Annotated in this window: 17 protein-coding genes; 10 read left to right on the plus strand and 7 right to left on the minus strand. The window is 62.2% G+C overall.

Annotated elements, in window-relative coordinates; genetic code table 11:
- Positions 1-26: 26 nt before the first annotated feature.
- Genes ACODSV_RS04625 through ACODSV_RS04640 form a run of 4 tightly spaced genes read right to left on the minus strand, consistent with a single transcriptional unit; the run spans position 27 to position 4005 of the window.
- Entirely contained in the window at positions 27-2060 is a 2034-nt protein-coding gene (locus tag ACODSV_RS04625) for a chemotaxis protein CheA (protein ID WP_150055692.1), read from the minus strand.
- 41 nt (positions 2061-2101) lie between these two features.
- Positions 2102-2389 (minus strand): STAS domain-containing protein, encoded by a 288-nt coding sequence (locus tag ACODSV_RS04630; RefSeq protein WP_024076565.1) that lies wholly within the window; start codon positions 2387-2389, stop codon positions 2102-2104.
- Positions 2390-2412: 23 nt separating this feature from the next.
- A complete protein-coding gene (locus ACODSV_RS04635; RefSeq protein WP_024076566.1) occupies positions 2413-2781 on the minus strand; it encodes a response regulator in 369 nt (122 codons plus the stop codon).
- A gap of 9 nt (positions 2782-2790) precedes the next feature.
- A complete protein-coding gene (locus ACODSV_RS04640; protein ID WP_024076567.1) occupies positions 2791-4005 on the minus strand; it encodes a methyl-accepting chemotaxis protein in 1215 nt (404 codons plus the stop codon).
- Positions 4006-4359: 354 nt separating this feature from the next.
- On the opposite strand from ACODSV_RS04640, the gene ACODSV_RS04645 reads away from it, so the two are divergent.
- From ACODSV_RS04645 to ACODSV_RS04665, 5 genes are all read left to right on the plus strand, one after another.
- On the plus strand, positions 4360-6381 hold the full coding sequence (locus tag ACODSV_RS04645) for a methyl-accepting chemotaxis protein (protein WP_150054520.1): 2022 nt from the start codon (positions 4360-4362) through the stop codon (positions 6379-6381).
- Between the two features lie 95 nt (positions 6382-6476).
- Entirely contained in the window at positions 6477-7517 is a 1041-nt protein-coding gene (locus tag ACODSV_RS04650; protein WP_150054519.1) for an alpha/beta hydrolase family protein, read from the plus strand.
- A gap of 80 nt (positions 7518-7597) precedes the next feature.
- Complete coding sequence (locus ACODSV_RS04655; RefSeq protein ID WP_150054518.1) at positions 7598-8116, plus strand: DUF2569 domain-containing protein; 519 nt, start codon at positions 7598-7600, stop codon at positions 8114-8116.
- A 212-nt stretch (positions 8117-8328) separates the two neighbouring features.
- Positions 8329-9555 (plus strand): MFS transporter, encoded by a 1227-nt coding sequence (locus tag ACODSV_RS04660; RefSeq protein ID WP_150054517.1) that lies wholly within the window; start codon positions 8329-8331, stop codon positions 9553-9555.
- 315 nt (positions 9556-9870) lie between these two features.
- The gene (locus ACODSV_RS04665) at positions 9871-11259 is read left to right on the plus strand and encodes an aminotransferase-like domain-containing protein (RefSeq protein ID WP_150054516.1); all 1389 of its coding nucleotides are present in this window, start codon (positions 9871-9873) and stop codon (positions 11257-11259) included.
- Here the strand turns inward: ACODSV_RS04665 and panB are convergent.
- On the minus strand, positions 11247-12062 hold the full coding sequence (panB, locus tag ACODSV_RS04670) for a 3-methyl-2-oxobutanoate hydroxymethyltransferase (protein WP_024076575.1): 816 nt from the start codon (positions 12060-12062) through the stop codon (positions 11247-11249). The genes ACODSV_RS04665 and panB overlap by 13 nt on opposite strands.
- A 164-nt stretch (positions 12063-12226) precedes the next feature.
- On the opposite strand from panB, the gene ACODSV_RS04675 reads away from it, so the two are divergent.
- On the plus strand, positions 12227-12388 hold the full coding sequence (locus tag ACODSV_RS04675; RefSeq protein ID WP_150054515.1) for a DUF2986 domain-containing protein: 162 nt from the start codon (positions 12227-12229) through the stop codon (positions 12386-12388).
- 1 nt (position 12389) lies between these two features.
- Here the strand turns inward: ACODSV_RS04675 and ACODSV_RS04680 are convergent, their stop codons facing one another.
- Positions 12390-13601, minus strand: coding sequence for a YeeE/YedE family protein (locus ACODSV_RS04680; protein WP_150095257.1), 1212 nt, complete (start codon positions 13599-13601; stop codon positions 12390-12392).
- 80 nt (positions 13602-13681) lie between these two features.
- Here ACODSV_RS04680 and ACODSV_RS04685 point away from each other — a divergent pair, with 80 nt between their 5' ends.
- The 4 genes from ACODSV_RS04685 (at position 13682) to ACODSV_RS04700 (ending at position 16371) form a co-directional block, all read left to right on the plus strand.
- Positions 13682-14899, plus strand: a complete 1218-nt coding sequence (locus tag ACODSV_RS04685; protein ID WP_150054513.1) for an MFS transporter — start codon at positions 13682-13684, stop codon at positions 14897-14899.
- Between the two features lie 75 nt (positions 14900-14974).
- Entirely contained in the window at positions 14975-15250 is a 276-nt protein-coding gene (locus ACODSV_RS04690; protein WP_024076579.1) for a metal/formaldehyde-sensitive transcriptional repressor, read from the plus strand.
- On the plus strand, positions 15247-16158 hold the full coding sequence (dmeF, locus tag ACODSV_RS04695; protein ID WP_150054512.1) for a CDF family Co(II)/Ni(II) efflux transporter DmeF: 912 nt from the start codon (positions 15247-15249) through the stop codon (positions 16156-16158). The genes ACODSV_RS04690 and dmeF overlap by 4 nt, the downstream gene beginning before the upstream one ends.
- A 33-nt stretch (positions 16159-16191) precedes the next feature.
- Positions 16192-16371 (plus strand): DUF1289 domain-containing protein, encoded by a 180-nt coding sequence (locus ACODSV_RS04700; protein ID WP_024076581.1) that lies wholly within the window; start codon positions 16192-16194, stop codon positions 16369-16371.
- 26 nt (positions 16372-16397) lie between these two features.
- Here the strand turns inward: ACODSV_RS04700 and ACODSV_RS04705 are convergent, their stop codons facing one another.
- Positions 16398-17195: a DNA/RNA non-specific endonuclease gene (locus ACODSV_RS04705; protein ID WP_150054511.1), complete on the minus strand. Its 798-nt coding sequence runs from the start codon at positions 17193-17195 to the stop codon at positions 16398-16400.
- Positions 17196-17263 lie beyond the last annotated feature (68 nt).

A 17263-nucleotide genomic window follows, 5' to 3' on the forward strand; every position in this document is an offset into this window, starting at 1 on the left:
GGAACCTCCATGGAGTTGCGAATACGTCAGCGAGCGACGGCCGGTGGCGATTGAGGCACCTGGGTCGTGCGGGCTTCCAGTTGTACGATTTGGTTGAGCAGTGCCGGTATATCCAGGATCAGGGCCACCGCGCCGCTGCCCAATATGGTCGAGCCGCTGATGCCGCGCAGTGCGCCAAACAACTTGCCCAGGGGTTTGATCACGGTCTGGAACTCCCCGAGCAGCTCATCGACCACCAGCCCGGCCTTGTGCTCGGCGTAGCGCACCACCACCACATTCTGGCGGCGCGAGGCGGGGCCTTCGTGGCTGAAGTGGTCGCGCAGGTCCACCAGCGGCAACACTTCGCCACGCAGGTCCAGGTAGCCCTTGTCGCGGCTGGACTGGCGCTGGCGCTCATCCAGTTCGATGCATTCCTGGACCATGTCCAGCGGAATCACATAAGTGGACTGGTCGATGCCCACCAGAAACCCATTGATGATCGCCAACGTCAGCGGCAGGCGGATGCGCACCACGGTGCCCTGGCCGGGGCGGCTGTCCAGGTCGACGGTGCCGCGCAACAGGGTGATATTGCGCTTGACCACGTCCATGCCCACGCCACGCCCGGACAGATTGGTCACGGCCTCGGCGGTGGAGAAACCCGCTTCGAAGATCAGGTTGTAGATCTCCTGGTCGGTGAGCACCGCGCCGCTGGCCACCAGCCCGCGCTCCTGGGCTTTGGCCAGGATGCGTTCACGGTTGAGCCCGGCGCCGTCGTCGGCGATTTCAATGACGATGCTCCCCGAGTCATGGTACGCATTGAGGCTCAAATGGCCTTTGGCCGACTTACCGGCCGCACGCCGGGCATCGGCGCTTTCGATACCGTGGTCCATGGCGTTGCGCAGCAGGTGCATCAGTGGGTCGCCGATTTTCTCGACAACCGTCTTGTCCAGTTCGGTTTCCGCGCCGCTGATGATCAGTTCGATGTCCTTGCCCAGCTCCTGGCTGATATCGCGCACCACGCGGCGGAAGCGGTTGAACGTGTCGCCGATGGGGATCATGCGCAAGTGCAGGGCACCATCGAGGATCTCTTCCACCAACCCCGATACCGTCGAGGTGGCCTCTTGTAGAGGGTCGTTGTTACAGGAGCGGGCCAGCAGGCTCGCGCCGGCACTGGCAATCACCAGCTCGCCGACCAGGTTGATCAACTCGTCGAGCTTGTCGGCGTTGACCCGCACGTAATTACCGTCCCGGGGTTTCGCCTCGCTGGCTGCCGGCTGGCGCTGCGCCGAAGCCGTCATGGCGCCTTGCTCTGCCGGCGTGACCTGTTCGCTGCCCAGGCCGCTGTCGGGCGTGGGATCGACGGCAACGATGTGCACTTCACAATCGTCACGTACGAAGTCGAACACTTCGTTGAGGGTGGCGTGGCTGGCTGTCGAGCGCAGGTCGATCTCGAAGCCCAGGTAGCAACTTTCCGGGTCCCAGCTTTCCAAGGCCGGGATGCTATCGGTGAGGATCGTGACCTGCATCATCTGCCCCAAGGTCTCGAGGTAACGCAGAAACGACAGCGGGTCCATGCCATTGCGGAACACATCCGCGCCGAAGCGCAGGGAGATGTGCCACAGCACGTCGGTGGGAGTGCCCGTGCAGGCCGCCGCAGTTTCGACGCGTTGGGCCGGGGTGCCAGGTGCCTGATACGTGCTCAGCGCCTCGCGCAATGCCGCTTCACGTTCCAGGGCCTCGGGCTGCAACGTTTCGCCCCGATGGGCGACGACGTCGATCAACTCGAGCATATGGTCGCCGCACTTGAGCAACATCGCGATCAGCGTGGCATCGACCGCCACACTGCCGTCGCGCAGGCGGTCGAGTACGTCCTCGACAATATGCGTAAAACTCACGACAGGCTCCAGGCCGAACAGCCCGGCGGAGCCCTTGATGGTGTGGGCGGCACGGAAAATCGCGCCAATGGCATCCTGGTCGCCGGGCTCGCTTTCCAGTTGCAGCAAGGATTGCTCCATGGCTTGCAACAGCTCGCGCGCCTCGACGATGAATGTCTGCTGTGCCTGATCGAGATTGATGCTCACCTGAACTTTCCTTGTCGATCAATGAACGTGGATGGCGCTGACTACAAGACCGCGCCGCGACACAGTTGGAGTGCCTGCGTGACCGCCTGGCTCTGGCCGATCACGCTCAAGGCTGTGCCGGCGATGCCGGCTTCACGCTGGATGACCGCGAGCAACTGCAGGCCGGCGCCATCCAGTTCCGTGACCTGCGACAGGTCCAGCGCCATGCGTGGCGTCGCGCCCAGCTGCGGCAGCAGCGCGCCCGCCAGTTCGGCGACGGTGTAGATCGTCAGTTCGCCGTCAATGCACACGCGGGTGGTGTCATCAAATGTTTCATGGGTGATGGGCATGGGAGCCTCCCTGGCGCCGGGTGTCAGGGCAGAATCAGTTTTGAGACCGCTGCCAGCATCTGTGCCGGCTGGAACGGCTTGACCACCCACGCCTTGGCGCCAGCGGCCTGGCCCTCGGCCTTCTTCGATTCCTGGGACTCGGTGGTCAGCATGATGATCGGGGTGAACTTGTAGTTGGCCAGCTTCTTGACCTCCTTGACGAAGGTGATGCCGTCCATGTTGGGCATGTTTACGTCGCTGATGATCAGGTGCACCTTCTGCCCGGTGAGCTTGCCCAGGGCATCCCGGCCGTCGCACGCTTCGATCACGTCGTAACCGGCGCTTTTCAAGGCAATGCCAACCACTTGCCGCACACTGCTGGAGTCGTCGACCACTAATACATTCTTCGCCATGAGGTGCTCCTAAAAGAAGGTAATGTCTTGAGAATTCTGCTGCACGGCCGCTTCGCCATGATGGATGCGCCGTTGCTCGTCGGTGGCATAAGTGGCTTCCATGCGCGCCAGCCACTGCCGGGCGTCGACGGCGACCGCCTGGTCAGGGGCCTGGCTGGCCTGCAGGAGGTGATCATGCAAGGCGTGCATGTTGTCTCGCACGTGGCTGAGGATCTGGCTGACCCGGTCCTGGAATTGCAGGTTGACCAGCACCTCGGTCATCTCATCACGAATGCCGTAGCTTTCCTGCTTGAGCAGGTCGGCGGACTCGGCCAGGCGCCCGGTGATGTTCTGGAAGCGCTCGAGCACCACTTGAATGCTGTTTTCGGACGCCGCCACCGAGTGGCTGTCCTGGTCGGCGCTGCTGGACGCGGCCTGTACCAATTGGGTGATGGCGTTATTGATGATGTCGACCTTGGCCGACATCTGTTGGCCGGTTTCACTGGATTTGCTCGACAGGCTGCGCACCGCATCGGCCACCACGGCGAAGCCACGACCGGCTTCGCCAGCCCGCGCCGCCTCGATGGCCGCGTTGAGCGCCAGCAGGTTGGTTTGCGCGGCAATCGCCGCCACGTCGGCGGCCATGGTGCGCAGTTCACCGGTATAGGCGGTGAGGCTACGGACCTGGGCCAGGGTTTGGTCACGGCTGCTTTGGGTCGCCTTGAGCGAATTGATCACCTGGCTCAGCTCACTGTCGCTGCGCGCCAGCACCTCAAGCGCGCCGTCGGCGGCCTGGCCATCCAGCTCACCCGCAGCGTGCTGCGAGGCTTGTACCGTTTCCTGCAACCGTGCGGCAATGCCGGTAAAACGGTTGGCCAGGCTCACAATGGCTTCTTCGGTCTGATGGCGCGAGCTTTCCACCTGCTTGGCCCAGATCGGCATGGCGCCCAGCAACACTTCATCAAGCTGTGCCCGCGCGGCCATGCCGTTATGTGCCGCGTCCGCGTCGGCCTGATCCGCCTGCGCACGCGCAATGGCTCGCCGCGTGGCGTCACGCTGCGAACCCGCGCTCCAGGCACAGGCACCGAAGCCGATCAACACCAGTACCGCGCAGGCCGCCAGGTTGGCCGCAGAAGTTGATTGCACCAGTATCCACACGACGGCGGGCAGGACCGGGATGAAAGCAAACCAGCGAAAACGCGGATGACCGGTAGGGGAAATGCGGCTGGCTTGACGCTGGGTCATGAGTTCGATCCTTGAACGTTGTTGCGGATATAAACGACATAGGGTTTATCTGCCCAGTACAGAGCAACTTTAGACACCTTATGTGCCTTCCGTCTGATTTATGACCAGCGGGTGACAGACCAGGGAGTTCGGGGTCCCCTGGTCCGGCACTTTTCTGACGTCTGGCACAAGACAGAGAAAGGCCTGGACCTCATTCCCATCGTGCTCAACATCGTCCTTTGGAATGGGGGGAGGCCCGAAACCATCCATCCGTCGCCTCTCTACCCCTCGCCCTACAGCCCCCACGCAACCTGCCGATAACCCTACTAATCGCATGTCTATACCCTGCCCCCTCCACCCGTTCGAGCCAGCCCTATGAACCCACTTTCCCTTCTAAAAAAAGCCCGGGCCGATCGTCAAGGCACCGCCACCCTCACCTGCACCGCCAATGAATTGGAGTCTTCATTGGCCACCCTGCGCATCACACCCACCCTGATCACCGGTTTCATCTCCCCCCACCTGGACATCGACCAGGTCGCCGCCAAGCTCAAGCGTCGCTTTCCGCAAACCGCCATCAGCCTGTGCACCACCTCCGGTGAGTTGTGCAACGCCGCTGATTCGCTGTATTGCGCGACCGGCGAGCGCTGGGACCGGATGGTGTTGCAGCTGTTTGATGACAGTGTGATTGCCTCTGCCGAGGTGGTGATGGTGCCGTTGGAGTGTGAGGACATTCGCAGCGGCGGCAAGCGCTTGGGGATGCAGGAGCGGATCGCCAAGTTGGTGGCCAATATCAAGCGGGTGCAGGTGCACACCTCAATCGATCACCGCGACACCTTGGCCTACGTGGTGTTCGATGGGTTGTCGGCGTCGGAATCGTTTTTCATGGAGGCGCTGTATGAGTCCGGGCGTTTTCCATGCTTGTTCGTAGGCGGGTCGGCCGGGGGTAAGTCGGATTTCCAGAAAACGCTGATCCACGATGGCCAGCGCAGTTATCAGAACCATGCACAGATTGTGTTCCTCAAGACTGCCGCCAATGTGCGCTTTGGCGTGTTTAAAAGCCAAAACTTCAAGGCCGCGGATTTGACCTTCAGTGTGCTGACCGCCTCGGTGGAGGACCGCACAATTGACCAGGTGATCGACAGCAGCGGCAATATCAAGAGCATGGTGCAGGCGCTGTGTGACGCGTTCAATTGCGCCCCCCAGGCACTGGAGTCGAAGCTGGCGGATTACTCGTTCGCGATTCGGGTGGGCAGTGAGTTGTTTGTGCGCTCCATCGCACGCATCGACTATGAACAGCAGATCGTGCAGCTGTTTTGCGACGTGGCGCCGGGCGAAGAGCTGGTGATGGTGCGACGTACGCCATTGCGTGAGGCCACACGCCTGGACTACGAGCAGTTTTTGCGTGGCAAGGGCGGCCAGCCGGTGGCGGGGATTTTGAATGACTGCATTTTGCGCCGACTGAATAACGGCGCCGAGCTGGGCAGCATGGCCGGCATTTTTGGGGATGTGCCGTTGGCGGGGTTTTCGACCTTCGGGGAGATTCTGGGCTTGAACCTGAATCAGACGCTGACGGCGATTTTCTTCTTTCGGGTGGCCAAGGGTGCGAGTTTCAGTGATGAGTACGTGGACAATTTCATCGCCCATTACGGCGAGTTCAAGGCATTTTTCCTGCGGCGTCAGGTGAAGAAGCTGGCGGGGTTGAACCATGTGGTGGTCAAGCAGATTGCGGCGTTCAAGAACAATGATTTCACCGACACCCTGAATACCCGAGGCCTGGACCGCAATATCCTGCCAGTCTTCGAAGGCCTGGCCGACTTGGGCCTGGTGTTGGCCCAGGCCGAGCGCCAGCAGGAGGACATCGCTTCGCAGCTCAAGCACTACTCCGGTGAGTTACACGCCTCGATGGATGAACTAGTGGGCACGATTGGCCAGCAGAACACGGTGTCTGCCCAGGCCGGGGCCACGGTGGAGGGCCTGTCCAGCCAGGCGGATGTCGCGGTGCAGGGCGCGCGCACGCTGGCGGGGTCGAGTTTGCGTATCCAGTCGATTGTGCAGGTGATCCAGCAGATCGCCGGGCAGACCAACCTGCTGGCGCTCAACGCCGCGATTGAAGCGGCGCGCGCGGGCGACCTGGGCCGGGGCTTTGCGGTGGTGGCGGACGAGGTGCGCAAGCTGGCGGAAATCACGCGTAAGAATGCAGCGGAAATCGGTGTGGATATTGACCTGTTGTCCAGTGAGATCCAGCGCGTGGCCCAGCAGATTGAAGACCAGTCCACCGGGGTGGGCGCGTTGCGGGAGATGCTGGATGTGCTGGAGGCGTCGAGCCGTGCGACGGAGGGTACGGCGCAACGGACCAAGACCATTGCGGATACGTTGACGGGGCTGACCCATGCGTAGGCGTTAACGGCAGGTAAAAAAGGGCGCGGGGCTCATGGCACTGAACGGGGGACTCAGTGCATGATGCTTCGCTCATATCAAGGACGATAACAACAGTGAAAAACGCCCTCGCCTCCCTGCTATTGCTGTGCCTGGCCGCTCCCGCCTTCGCTGCCGAAAACCCCGTCGGTTTCAAGACTGTCACCCTGCCGGATGTGCAACACAACCGACCACTCGAACTGGTCGTCTGGTACCCCGCCGCCACCACGGCCAAACCCACGCTGATCGCCGACAGCGCGGTGTTCATCGGTGCCCTCGCCGTGCCCGACGCGCCGCCAGCTGCCGGTGAGCATCCGCTGGTGGTGCTCTCCCACGGTTATGGCGGCAACTGGGGCAAGCAGGTGTGGCTGGCCGGTGAGTTGGCGCATCAGGGCTACATCGTCGCGGCGGTCAACCACCCCGGCACCACCACCAAAGACCGTACCCCGCAAACCGCCGCGCAGTTATGGCAACGCCCGGCTGACCTGAGCCGCGTGATCGACGCGGTGTTAGCCGAGCCGAAGCCATTTGGCGCGGTCGCGAATGGCCAGATCGCCGCCGTGGGCCATTCCCTTGGCGGCTGGACCGTACTGGAGATCGCCGGCGCGCGTTTCGACCCCGACCTGTTCAGCCGCGAATGCGGCGCCCACCCCAAGCTCGGCGGCTGCATCGGCTACCACGAGATGAACCCCGCCGGCACGCCAGCCGGCAAGGCCCGGTTGGCCGCTGATTTGAGCGACAAACGCGTCACCGCCATCGTGTCCTTGGACCTGGGCCTGTCGCGCGGCTTTACCGACGCCAGCCTGGCTGCATTGCCGGTACCGGTGCTGGTGATTGCGGGGGGCGTGCCGTCGGAGGATATGGACCCGCAGCTGGAGTCCGCCGACATGGTCAAGCGGCTGCCTGAAGCAACGACGAAGTACGTGGAGATCGCCGACGCCACGCACTTCAGCTTTATGTCGATCTGCAAGCCGGGGGGCATGGCGTTGATTGAGGAGAGTTCGCCAGGCGACGGGATGATTTGCCGCGATGGTGAGGGGGCTCGGCCGAGGGCGATGATTCAGCAGCAGGTGGTGGGGCTGATCAGTGAGTTTTTACACCGATCGTTTCGACAGTGAAGCCGCCATCGACCTTAGAGCACGTGGCGCGACACGGCTGACTATTTATCGTTTTAACTTCATTGAACTGCGGAGCGAACATGCAAGAAAGTAAACAACTGAAGGGGCTGGGCGGTTGGTTGATCGTGGTTGGCTTGGGCCTGTTCATAGCCTTGGCGCGTCTGAGCTATGCCCTTATCACGGTGCATTACCCGATATTCGCAGAGGGCGCGTTCAGTACCATCACCTCATCCGGCACGACGACGGCTAACACCCTATGGGGTGCGATCCTGATTTCAGAAACACTCATTAATGCAGTCTTTATCGCGGCCTTTGGTTATTTGGTTTACCTGTTCTTCTCCGAACACTATTTATTCCCCAAGGTTTATATCGTCACGCTCATCGTCTCGGCTATTTACGTTCCACTTGACGCATGGTTCAGCTCGCTTGTTCTGGTGGACGAACCCATATTCGACTACAACACGACCAAGGAAATCGTCCGCGGATTGGTATCCACCTCTATCTGGGTCCCCTACATACTGTTCTCTAAAAGGGTCAAGGCAACGTTTGTACTACACCGGCCGGTTGAGGCAGAAGCGCCTAGCCCCGCCAGCCTTTGACTCGGTAAGCATCGAGCGCCTGCCGGATGACCGGCGGGCTGCCCGAAGCGATGCCGCTGAAATACGCAGCCCAACCCCGTCACATCGATAGCACTGATGATTACTATCGAACCGCTCGCCTATGGGGTGGCCAAGCCCGATTCCTATAATCGCCTCCCAATTCTTCCCCTTCGCCTGGCCTCAGGCGACATCCCCCCTTGGAACCCAGCATCATGCCAAGCGCCCTCCAGGCCCCCAGCGGCCGTCCCGAACATAATCAACAAAGCGTCAAACAGCAGTGGCTGGCGATTCTCTCGGTCGCGGTGGGCGCCTTCGCCCTGGTGACCAGTGAGTTTCTGCCGGTGGGTGTACTCAACGACGTCGCCGCCGACCTCGGTATCAGTGCCGGCCACGCCGGGCTGATGGTGACCCTGCCGGGCATCATGGCCGCCCTCGCCGCGCCGTTTCTATCGGTGAGCATTGGTGCCATGGACCGTCGCTACCTGCTGATCGGCCTGACGCTGATCATGATCATCGCCAACTCGGTCGTGGCCTTTGCCAGTGACTTCAACCTGCTGCTGTTCGGCCGTGTCTTGCTGGGCATCAGCATTGGCGGGTTCTGGGCCACGGCCATTGCCCTCAGTGGGCGCCTGGCGCCCAAGGGTGTGGACGTCGCGAAGGCCACCTCGATCATCATGATGGGCGTGACCCTGGCCACCGTGCTCGGCGTGCCCGTCGGCACCTGGCTCAGCGGCTTGATGGGCTGGCGCATGACGTTCCTGGTCACCGCGCTGCTGGGCGTGCCGGTGCTGCTGGCGCAGGTGTTCCTGCTGCCTCGGCTCACCCCGGAGAAGGCCATTCGCATCAGCGACCTGCCGGCGTTGTTTATCAACCCACAGGCGCGAGTCGGGTTGATCGCGGTGCTGTTGATCGGCTTGGCGCACTTTGCGGCCTACACCTATGTCGCGCCGTTCTTCAAATACAGTTCCGGCTTCGACGGGCCGACGATTGGCTCGCTGTTGCTGCTCTTCGGCGTGGCCGGGGTGTTCGGTAATATCTTTGCCGGTTTCGCCGCCAACCGCAGCGTGCGTCACACCCTGTTGCTGGTCGCGCTGATGATCGGCACCAGCACCGCCCTGTTCCCTCACTTCGCCACGGGGATGACCGGCGCAGCGATGCTGATCGGGCTGTGGGGCTTCGCCTTCGGCGCCTTCCCGGCCTGCGCCAGTATCTGGATGTTTGTGGTGGCACCCAAGGATGTCGAACGCGGCATGCCGCTGTTCGTCGCCCTGTTCCAGGTGATCATTGCCTTGGGCTCGTTCTTTGGCGGGCGGATCGTCGACCAACTGGGCAGCTCGGTGCTGTTGAGCCTGGCCACGGCCCTGGTGGGCTGCGGTTTTGTGACGGTGCTGGTGCTGGGGCGTAATGTCAGCAATAGCTTGGCGGCCCAGCCTGGCTAGGCCAGCCCTGCAACCCGAGACCTTCGCAATAAATGCCCGCCATCGCGCCAACCGCGACGCCGGTTGCTCCCACGCCGCCACGTGCCTGTCAGCCGGCATGTCGCGCCCATGCACGATAGTGCAGGTTTTTTCGGCATGGGAGCGCGGGGACGTTGGCCTTGACGGCAGCCAGTCAAGTGGCCGGTATGGCGAGGGTATAGGGCTTGATCATGGGCCTCTGCGTTAAGTTTCCGTATTCCATCGCCTTGCGTGATACTGGACCGGCCCCACATCCGAAGTCTTCCCGTAATCGCAGGTCGAGCGGCTCAAAGGATCATGGATAAACCTAAAGACGCCTCTTTTGCCTATCAGGCGGTGTACCGCTACCTCGTCGAATGGATCGAAGCCAGCCCTTCGCAAGGCGAACGCAAACTGCCGTCCCTGCGCCATTTGGCCCAACGCCTGGGCGTGTCGGTGTCGACAACCAAGTACGCTTACTCGCTGCTTGAGGATCAAGGACGGATCTACGCCAAACCCAAGTCCGGTTACTTCACCCGGTGGATACCGGCGCCTTTATCGACTGAACACTCGCCCAACCTGCTCGACCAGGTGTTCGCCAACGCGCGCCAGCCCGGCATGTTGGCCCTGAGCAGCGACGCCCCGGCGATGCTGCTGTCGCTGGAAAACCCTTTACTGATGATAGAGCGCGAAATAGCCCGCCAGTACCCGCGCTCACTCACGCCGCTGTACCTGCCATTCGGCGAGCCCGAGTTGCGCACGGCGTTGGCCGAGCGTTACACCTGCTCCACAGCCCCTTACTGGCAGGCCGAACAGGTGTATATCGGTTCAGACCTGCACACTGTGCTGGACGTGTCACTCAGCGCCCTCGAACTGCGAGGTACGGTGGCGCTGGTGGAGTCGCCGTGTTCGTGGGCGATCCTGCGCCAGTTGCAGGCGGCGAATATCCGCGTGATCGAAGTGCCCCTCGGAGCAGACGGGCGCTTCAACATGCCGGCCTTCCATGAATTGCTCAAACAGGAGCCGATTCGCCTGGCAGTGCTGTCATCGACGGTCAACATACCCCAGGGTGGCGTGGTACCGGCGCAAGACAAGCAGCAGGTCTGCCGCTGGCTGGCAGAGCGGGATATCTGGTTGTTCGAGAATGACACCTACGGCGAGCTGTATTTCGAACCTCGGCCCGCGCGCTATCGCGACTATGCCGACCCGCAAAGACTGGTGGTGTTTTCAACCTTCGACAAGGTGATCGGCTCGGAAGCGCCCTACGGTTATGTACTGTGTCGCGGGCAGGCGCCGCACTTGCAGCGGCTGTTTATGGAGCGCGGGTTTCGCCTCTCGCCGATCCGCCAGAAGGCGATCGCCAAACTGCTTACCTCCAAGCGTCTCGACCAGCACTTGGTGATGCTGCGGGCGGCGTTGCTGGAGCGCATGACGCGCATGAAAGCCCTGCTGGAAGCACTCGGCGAATGGCAAGTGGTCGAGCCGAGTGGGGGCGCGAGTTTCTGGTTGCAGACCCGTCGCACGGTCGACATGCGCTGGGTATTCGAGCACCTGCTGGCCCAGCGCATCGTCATCGCTCCTGGAGAACTATTCAGCCAGCAAGGTACCTGGAAGCAGTCTCTGCGCCTGAGCTACACCCTCGACTGGAGCAAGGATATCGCCCAGGCTGTGAGGCAGCTGGCCCAGGCAATTCGTCAAAGCCCGTAACAGTGCCGAGCTTCTGGGAAGCGACCGTGGCGCACGTCTTCGGCAAACCGCTCGCACGCATCACGAATCACCGCGCTGACATCCGCGTACTGTTTGACAAAGCGCGGCAGGTGCTCGCCGCCCAGTCCCAGTACGTCTTCGGTGACCAGTACCTGGCCGTCGCAGGCGGGCGAAGCGCCGATGCCAATGGTGGGCATGGCCGAGTCCAAGGTGATCTGGCGTGCCACGCCTTCGGCCACCCCTTCCAGCAACAGGCTGAAGGCGCCCGCCTGCAGGCTGGCACGGGCATCGTTGCTGACCACTGCTGCGGTCTGGGCCGTGAGGCCCTGGGCCTTGAACCCACCCATCACGTTGACGAACTGTGGCATCAGCCCCACGTGGGCCATCACCGGAATACCGCGTGCCACCAGGAACTCAACCGTGCCTGCCAGCGCTTGGTTGGCCTCCAGCTTCACAGCATCGCAGCCGGTACGCGCCAGTACCTGGGCGCAATTGCGAAAGGCCTGTTCGTTGGATTCTTGATAACTGCCAAATGGCATATCGGCGATGACACACGCCAACCGCGTGCTGTCGACCACGGCGCGGGTGTGGCCGATGATTTCTTCGAGCTGCATGCTCAAGGTCGAAGCCCGGCCATAGCCGACCATGGCCGTGGAGTCACCGACCAGGATGAAATCCACGAGCGGGTCGATCAGCTTGGCGATGGAACTGGTGTACGCCGTGAGGGAGACGATTTTCTGCCGGCCTTTCATGGCGACCAGTTGGGGCACGGTCAATCGTTTGGTACGGGTGTGGAGGCTCATCTTTTCTTCCCTATGCCGTTCAATACTCGGGGATTGCAGGGCCCGATTATTGGCGAAAGGAAAGGCGATTCAATGCACAGATCGGCGTGAAAAAGCGACCCAGGGAACGGCCGCGGTTTTTAAGCTGGTATCATCCCGAGCCTGTACCAACCGGGTAAGACGACATGAACCGCCAGAAAAAACTGCAGCAGCTATTCAAGGCCAAGGCGAAAAAGGCCAGTGCCAAATTGGCGCCGAAAAGCAAAGACAGGTACATCAGCAAAGCAGAGCGGGAAAAGCTGGCGGCTGAAGCCGCTCAGGTGCCAGACATTTCCCCTGAACGTTGACTCAGCAACCGCTCAACGCCACCTGCGGCCGCTCACCCACGAAAAACAGTGGCCGCAACCGCACACCCACGCTATTGCCGATAAACGCCGCCACCAGCCACACCCAGCCATGCAGGCTGCCTGAGGCAATGCCACTGAAGTACGCGCCGATATTGCAGCCGTAGGCCAGGCGTGAGCCGTAGCCGAGCAACAGGCCACCGATCACCGCCGCTACCAGTGAGCGTGCCGGGATGTTCAGGCTGGGGGCGAAACGCCCGGCCAGGCCGGCCGCCAGCAGCGCACCGAGGACGATGCCGATGTCCATGACGCTGGTGATGTCTTCCCACACTGGCGCGGCCAGGGCCTTGGCGTTGCCAGGCATTTGCCAGAACGCCCAACTGGCCACATCCACCCCCAGCCCGCTCGCCACCTTGGCCCCCCACAACGCGAACGCCGACGTAATGCCCCACGGCCGCCCGGCCAGGGCCAACGTTGCGTAGTTGAGCAGCGCCAGGCCAATCGCGCCCCAGACCAGCGGCCACGGCCCGCGCAGGAAGCGGCGCAGCCCTGGGTGTTCGCTGGTCACGCCCGCTTCAAGCTGACCATGACGGGCTTTTTCCAGCCGCACAGTCACCACCGCGATGAGCGCAAATACCACCAGGCTCATGAGCAAGGCCGGCACCACGCCGAAGCTTTTGACGATGGACGTCGCGGGGAACGCAGGCAGCGCAAACCACCAGTCCACATGGTGCGTAGCTATCAACGAACCGCAAATGAAGAAGAACAACGTCACCAACATGCGCGCATTGCCGCCGCCCACGGTGAACAGGGTGCCCGACGCACAACCGCCGCCCAGTTGCATGCCAATGCCAAAGATAAATGCGCCAAACACCACCGACACCCCGACCGGTGCCACCAGCCCGACCACCGGTTGCCCGAACAACGTGCCTGCCCCCAATGCCGGGAAGAACAGCAGCACCGCCACCGCCAGCATCACCATCTGCGCGCGCAGGCCGGCGCCACGCCGATCGTTGATAAATACGCGCCAGGCCGAGGTGAAGCCGAACGCCGCGTGATAGAGGGTCAAGCCCAGTGCCGCGCCGACCACCAGCAACAGCATCTGGCGCACGCCGACGGTGTTTTGCAGGAACACGGCGCCCACCAGCAGGATGATAAACGCCACCAGGGGCGCAAGCGGTTTGCGCACAGGGGTCAGGGAAAGAGAGGTGCTCATGGGGATCTCGGTTCGGGTGAAGTTGGACGATTGCGAGGGGGCGAGTATAAACCCAGGGGCGGCTTATCTTTGGAGTATTCATGAGTTTGCTCGGAACCTTCCGCTCCCTGCGCAGCGTCAACTACCGCATCTGGGCGGCGGGTGCACTGGTCTCCAATATCGGCACCTGGATGCAGCGCACCGCCCAGGACTGGCTGGTACTGACCCAGCTCACCCCGCATAGCGCGGCCGCCGTCGGCATCGTCATGTCGTTGCAGTTCGGGCCGCAGTTGCTCTTGCTGCCCTGGACCGGCTTCGCCGCCGACCACTATGACCAACGCAAGTTACTGATCGTCACCCAGGCGGTCATGGGCATGCTGGCGCTGACGCTGGGGGTGTTCACCATCACCGGTTTTGTCGAGCTGTGGCATGTGTATGTGTTCGCGTTTTTGTCCGGTTGCGCCTCGGCTTTCGATGCACCGGTGCGACAGATCTTCGTCGCGGAGCTGGTGGGTGAGAAGGATTTGTCCAATGCAATCGCGCTCAATTCCACTTCGTTCAACATGGCGCGCCTGATCGGCCCGGCCGTAGCGGGCTTGACCATCGCATCGGTAGGCACCGGATGGGCGTTCCTGCTCAATGGCACGAGCTTTTTTGCGGTGCTGGCTTCGCTGTTTTTCCTGCGGGTGTCCGGCCAGCCGGTGAAGGTGCGAGCGCTGCGCTCCAAGGGCAGCCTGACCGAAGGGCTGCGCTATGTGTGGGCGCGACCGGACTTAAAGGCGATCCTGCTGATGCTGTTCCTGATCGGCACCTTCGGCATGAACTTCCCGATTTTCATCTCGACCATGGCAGTCAGCGTGTTCCATGCCGATGCCCGCGCCTACGGCCTGCTGAGCTCGACCCTGGCCATCGGCACGATCGCCGGCGCCCTGCTCGCCGCCGGCCGCGAACGCCCGCAGTTCAAGTCGCTGCTCACGGGTGCAGCGGTGTTCGGCGTGGGCTGCACGCTGGCAGCCCTGGCCCCGAACTATTGGTTGTTTGCCGTGGCGCTGGTGATTATCGGCGTGGGTGCGATGACCTTCAGCAACACCACCAACAGCCTGATGCAGCTCAGCACCGACCCCGCCATGCGCGGCCGCGTGATCGCCTTGCGCGTGGGCGTCGCCCTGGGCGGCACGCCGATTGGGGCCCCCATCGTCGGTTGGGTCGCCGACCACCTGGGCCCGCGCTGGGCGCTGGGGGTGGGCGCGTTATCCGGTGGGCTGGCGGTGGGCGTGGCGGTGTATACCCTAAGGCGCCAGTTGCACCGGCCGAAGTAACGTTGCAACAGCCTCCTTGTATAGGGGGGTGGGGTATGCAATGATCCGCCGCATTATAGGTAGGGGGGGTATGCCGTGGGTCATCTAGCCGCAAACAAAGACAGCCTGATCAAACGCGTCAAACGCATCGCCGGGCAGATTCAGGCGCTGGAAAAAGCGCTGGAGTCAGACGCCGACTGCGCCAAGACACTGCACCTGGTGGCCGCCACGCGCGGTGCTATCAACGGTTTGATGGAAGAGATCATCGAGGACCACGCCAGGGCGCACGTGGCTGACCCGTCACTGAGTACAGAGGCGCGCAACCAGGGCGTCGAAGAATTGCTTGAAGCCATTCGGCGCTACTCCAAATGACCCTCACGAATAGCCAGGCACACGAGCATGTCTTCCTGGGGGCTGCCCACGACGAGAACGCCCGGCGCACGCTGTGGGTGGTGATACTGACCGTGGTGATGATGGTGGCGGAAATTGCCGCTGGCGCCCTGACCGGTTCCATGGCCCTGCTGGCCGACGGTTTTCATATGGCCACCCATGCGGGCGCATTGGGCATTGCGGCGGCGGCCTATGCCTACGCCAAGCGCCATGCGAACAGCCCTCGCTACAGCTTTGGCACCGGCAAAGTGGGTGACCTGGGCGGCTTCGCCTCGGCGCTGATCCTGGCGCTGGTCGCCCTGGGCATCGGTATCGAGTCGTTCATGCGCCTGCTCCAGCCGACCGAAGTGCAATTTGGTACGGCGACCCTGATTGCTATCGTCGGGCTGGTGGTCAATATCGTCAGTGCGTTGCTGTTGGGCCATGGGCATAGCCACGGCCATGATCACGACCATGACCATCACCACCACGGCCACGATAACAACCTCAGGTCAGCCTACATCCATGTGCTTGCCGATGCGTTGACCTCCGTGCTGGCGATCGCCGCATTGCTGGCGGGTCGGTACCTGGGTTGGGTATGGCTGGACCCGGTGATGGGTATCGTCGGCGCCATCGTGATTGCACGCTGGGCCTGGAGCCTGATGGGCGTGACCGCCGGCGTGTTGCTGGACCAGACCGACGAACACGTCGCCGCCGAGATCCGCGAGCTGGTGGAGCAACCCGGCGATGCAACGATTACCGACCTGCACGTCTGGCAGGTCGGGCCCGGTGTGCATGCGGCCATCGTCAGCGTGGTCGGCCAACCGACAGCGGATGCCGAGAGCATTCGCCTGCGCCTCAAGCCGGTCCATGAAGTGAGCCACCTCACGGTTGAATTTCGTGCCGCGTAGCTGCGCCCCTTGACGGTATCCCCAGGTGAAATCTTGGCTAAAGAAATCGAAAACCCGTGTGTCTCGACCTGCCAGTTGAGTGGCGAGTTGTGCGTCAGCTGCGGGCGGACCAAGGACGACATCCGTAAATGGAAACGGATGAAACGCCCCGAGAAAATGGCCGCCGTGCAGCGAGCGACAGCGCGCTTGAAGGCGTTGAAAAAAGGCAAGTAACGCTGGGCGTATCGCTCAACCCAGCATCACGTACGCCCCACCGAACCCGTCACCGGCAGGTTGCCGAGTAATTTGAGCCCGGTACTCTTCACGAAGGTGTCGTAGTCCATCGGTTTCTGGATACGGGTTTCGGCATTGGGCAACACGTAGGCCCAGGCGCGTTTGCTTGAGGCGTCGTACACCAACTTGAACAGGCGCGTCGGCACCCAGACCTTGTTGTCGCCGATGGTGCTGTAGCCCGCATCGAACAGCGGCCCGGTGAACACATACACGTCGCCGCCCGCGCGCTTGGCAAACTTGCGCACATCCGCTTCGACCTTGCTCCAGATCTTGCGGTTGTTGGTAGGGTCTTGCGGCACCATGTTCGACAGCGCGAAAGACTGTGCCATGGCATGGGCATTCGGCGCGTCGGCGGCTGGGGATTGGTGGCCACGGTCCATCGCCGGGTGCTGGCTGCGGTAGTCGCTCAACTCGGCGCGCCCACCTTTGGGAATGCGTGGGTCGGGGTAAAACTGGTTGGTGCGCTCCTCGCCTTTGGCGTCGTTCAACTGGGCGGCATTCAGGCGCTCGACCACCACCAGCGGGGTCTTGCTGGTTTGCGAATAGAGCACCGCGAAGTGGTCGGAACAGAGGGCCATTGGCCTCATGCTGGCGGGCACCGTGGCCGTGTTGATCGGTGTCGCGGCGGGGAACAGATCTGCGCAACCGGTAAACGACGCGCGTTGTTCAGTGGGGGTGTAGAGGTTCGCCTGACTGCGTGCCTGGGCGCCGGCAGAGAGCAAAAACAGGGCTGACAGCCCGAGTGCAAGGGTGCGTAGAAGCATGCTTTAAATCTTATGGTGAGATAGACGGACGACGAATCCCGGCTTACGGGATCGACAAGCGCACGACC

The organism is Pseudomonas sp. FG86 (genome assembly GCF_057808775.1).

Bases quoted from the DNA above. Each gene is read 5' to 3' on its own strand.
- ACODSV_RS04630 (WP_024076565.1), bottom strand. From the start codon at position 2,389: ATGCCCATCACCCATGAAACATTTGATGACACCACCCGCGTGTGCATT.
- ACODSV_RS04635 (WP_024076566.1), bottom strand. From the start codon at position 2,781: ATGGCGAAGAATGTATTAGTGGTCGACGACTCCAGCAGTGTGCGGCAA.
- ACODSV_RS04640 (WP_024076567.1), bottom strand. From the start codon at position 4,005: ATGACCCAGCGTCAAGCCAGCCGCATTTCCCCTACCGGTCATCCGCGT.
- ACODSV_RS04645 (WP_150054520.1), top strand. From the start codon at position 4,360: ATGAACCCACTTTCCCTTCTAAAAAAAGCCCGGGCCGATCGTCAAGGC.
- ACODSV_RS04655 (WP_150054518.1), top strand. From the start codon at position 7,598: ATGCAAGAAAGTAAACAACTGAAGGGGCTGGGCGGTTGGTTGATCGTG.
- ACODSV_RS04660 (WP_150054517.1), top strand. From the start codon at position 8,329: ATGCCAAGCGCCCTCCAGGCCCCCAGCGGCCGTCCCGAACATAATCAA.
- ACODSV_RS04665 (WP_150054516.1), top strand. From the start codon at position 9,871: ATGGATAAACCTAAAGACGCCTCTTTTGCCTATCAGGCGGTGTACCGC.
- panB (WP_024076575.1), bottom strand. From the start codon at position 12,062: ATGAGCCTCCACACCCGTACCAAACGATTGACCGTGCCCCAACTGGTC.
- ACODSV_RS04675 (WP_150054515.1), top strand. From the start codon at position 12,227: ATGAACCGCCAGAAAAAACTGCAGCAGCTATTCAAGGCCAAGGCGAAA.
- ACODSV_RS04680 (WP_150095257.1), bottom strand. From the start codon at position 13,601: ATGAGCACCTCTCTTTCCCTGACCCCTGTGCGCAAACCGCTTGCGCCC.
- ACODSV_RS04685 (WP_150054513.1), top strand. From the start codon at position 13,682: ATGAGTTTGCTCGGAACCTTCCGCTCCCTGCGCAGCGTCAACTACCGC.
- dmeF (WP_150054512.1), top strand. From the start codon at position 15,247: ATGACCCTCACGAATAGCCAGGCACACGAGCATGTCTTCCTGGGGGCT.
- ACODSV_RS04705 (WP_150054511.1), bottom strand. From the start codon at position 17,195: ATGCTTCTACGCACCCTTGCACTCGGGCTGTCAGCCCTGTTTTTGCTC.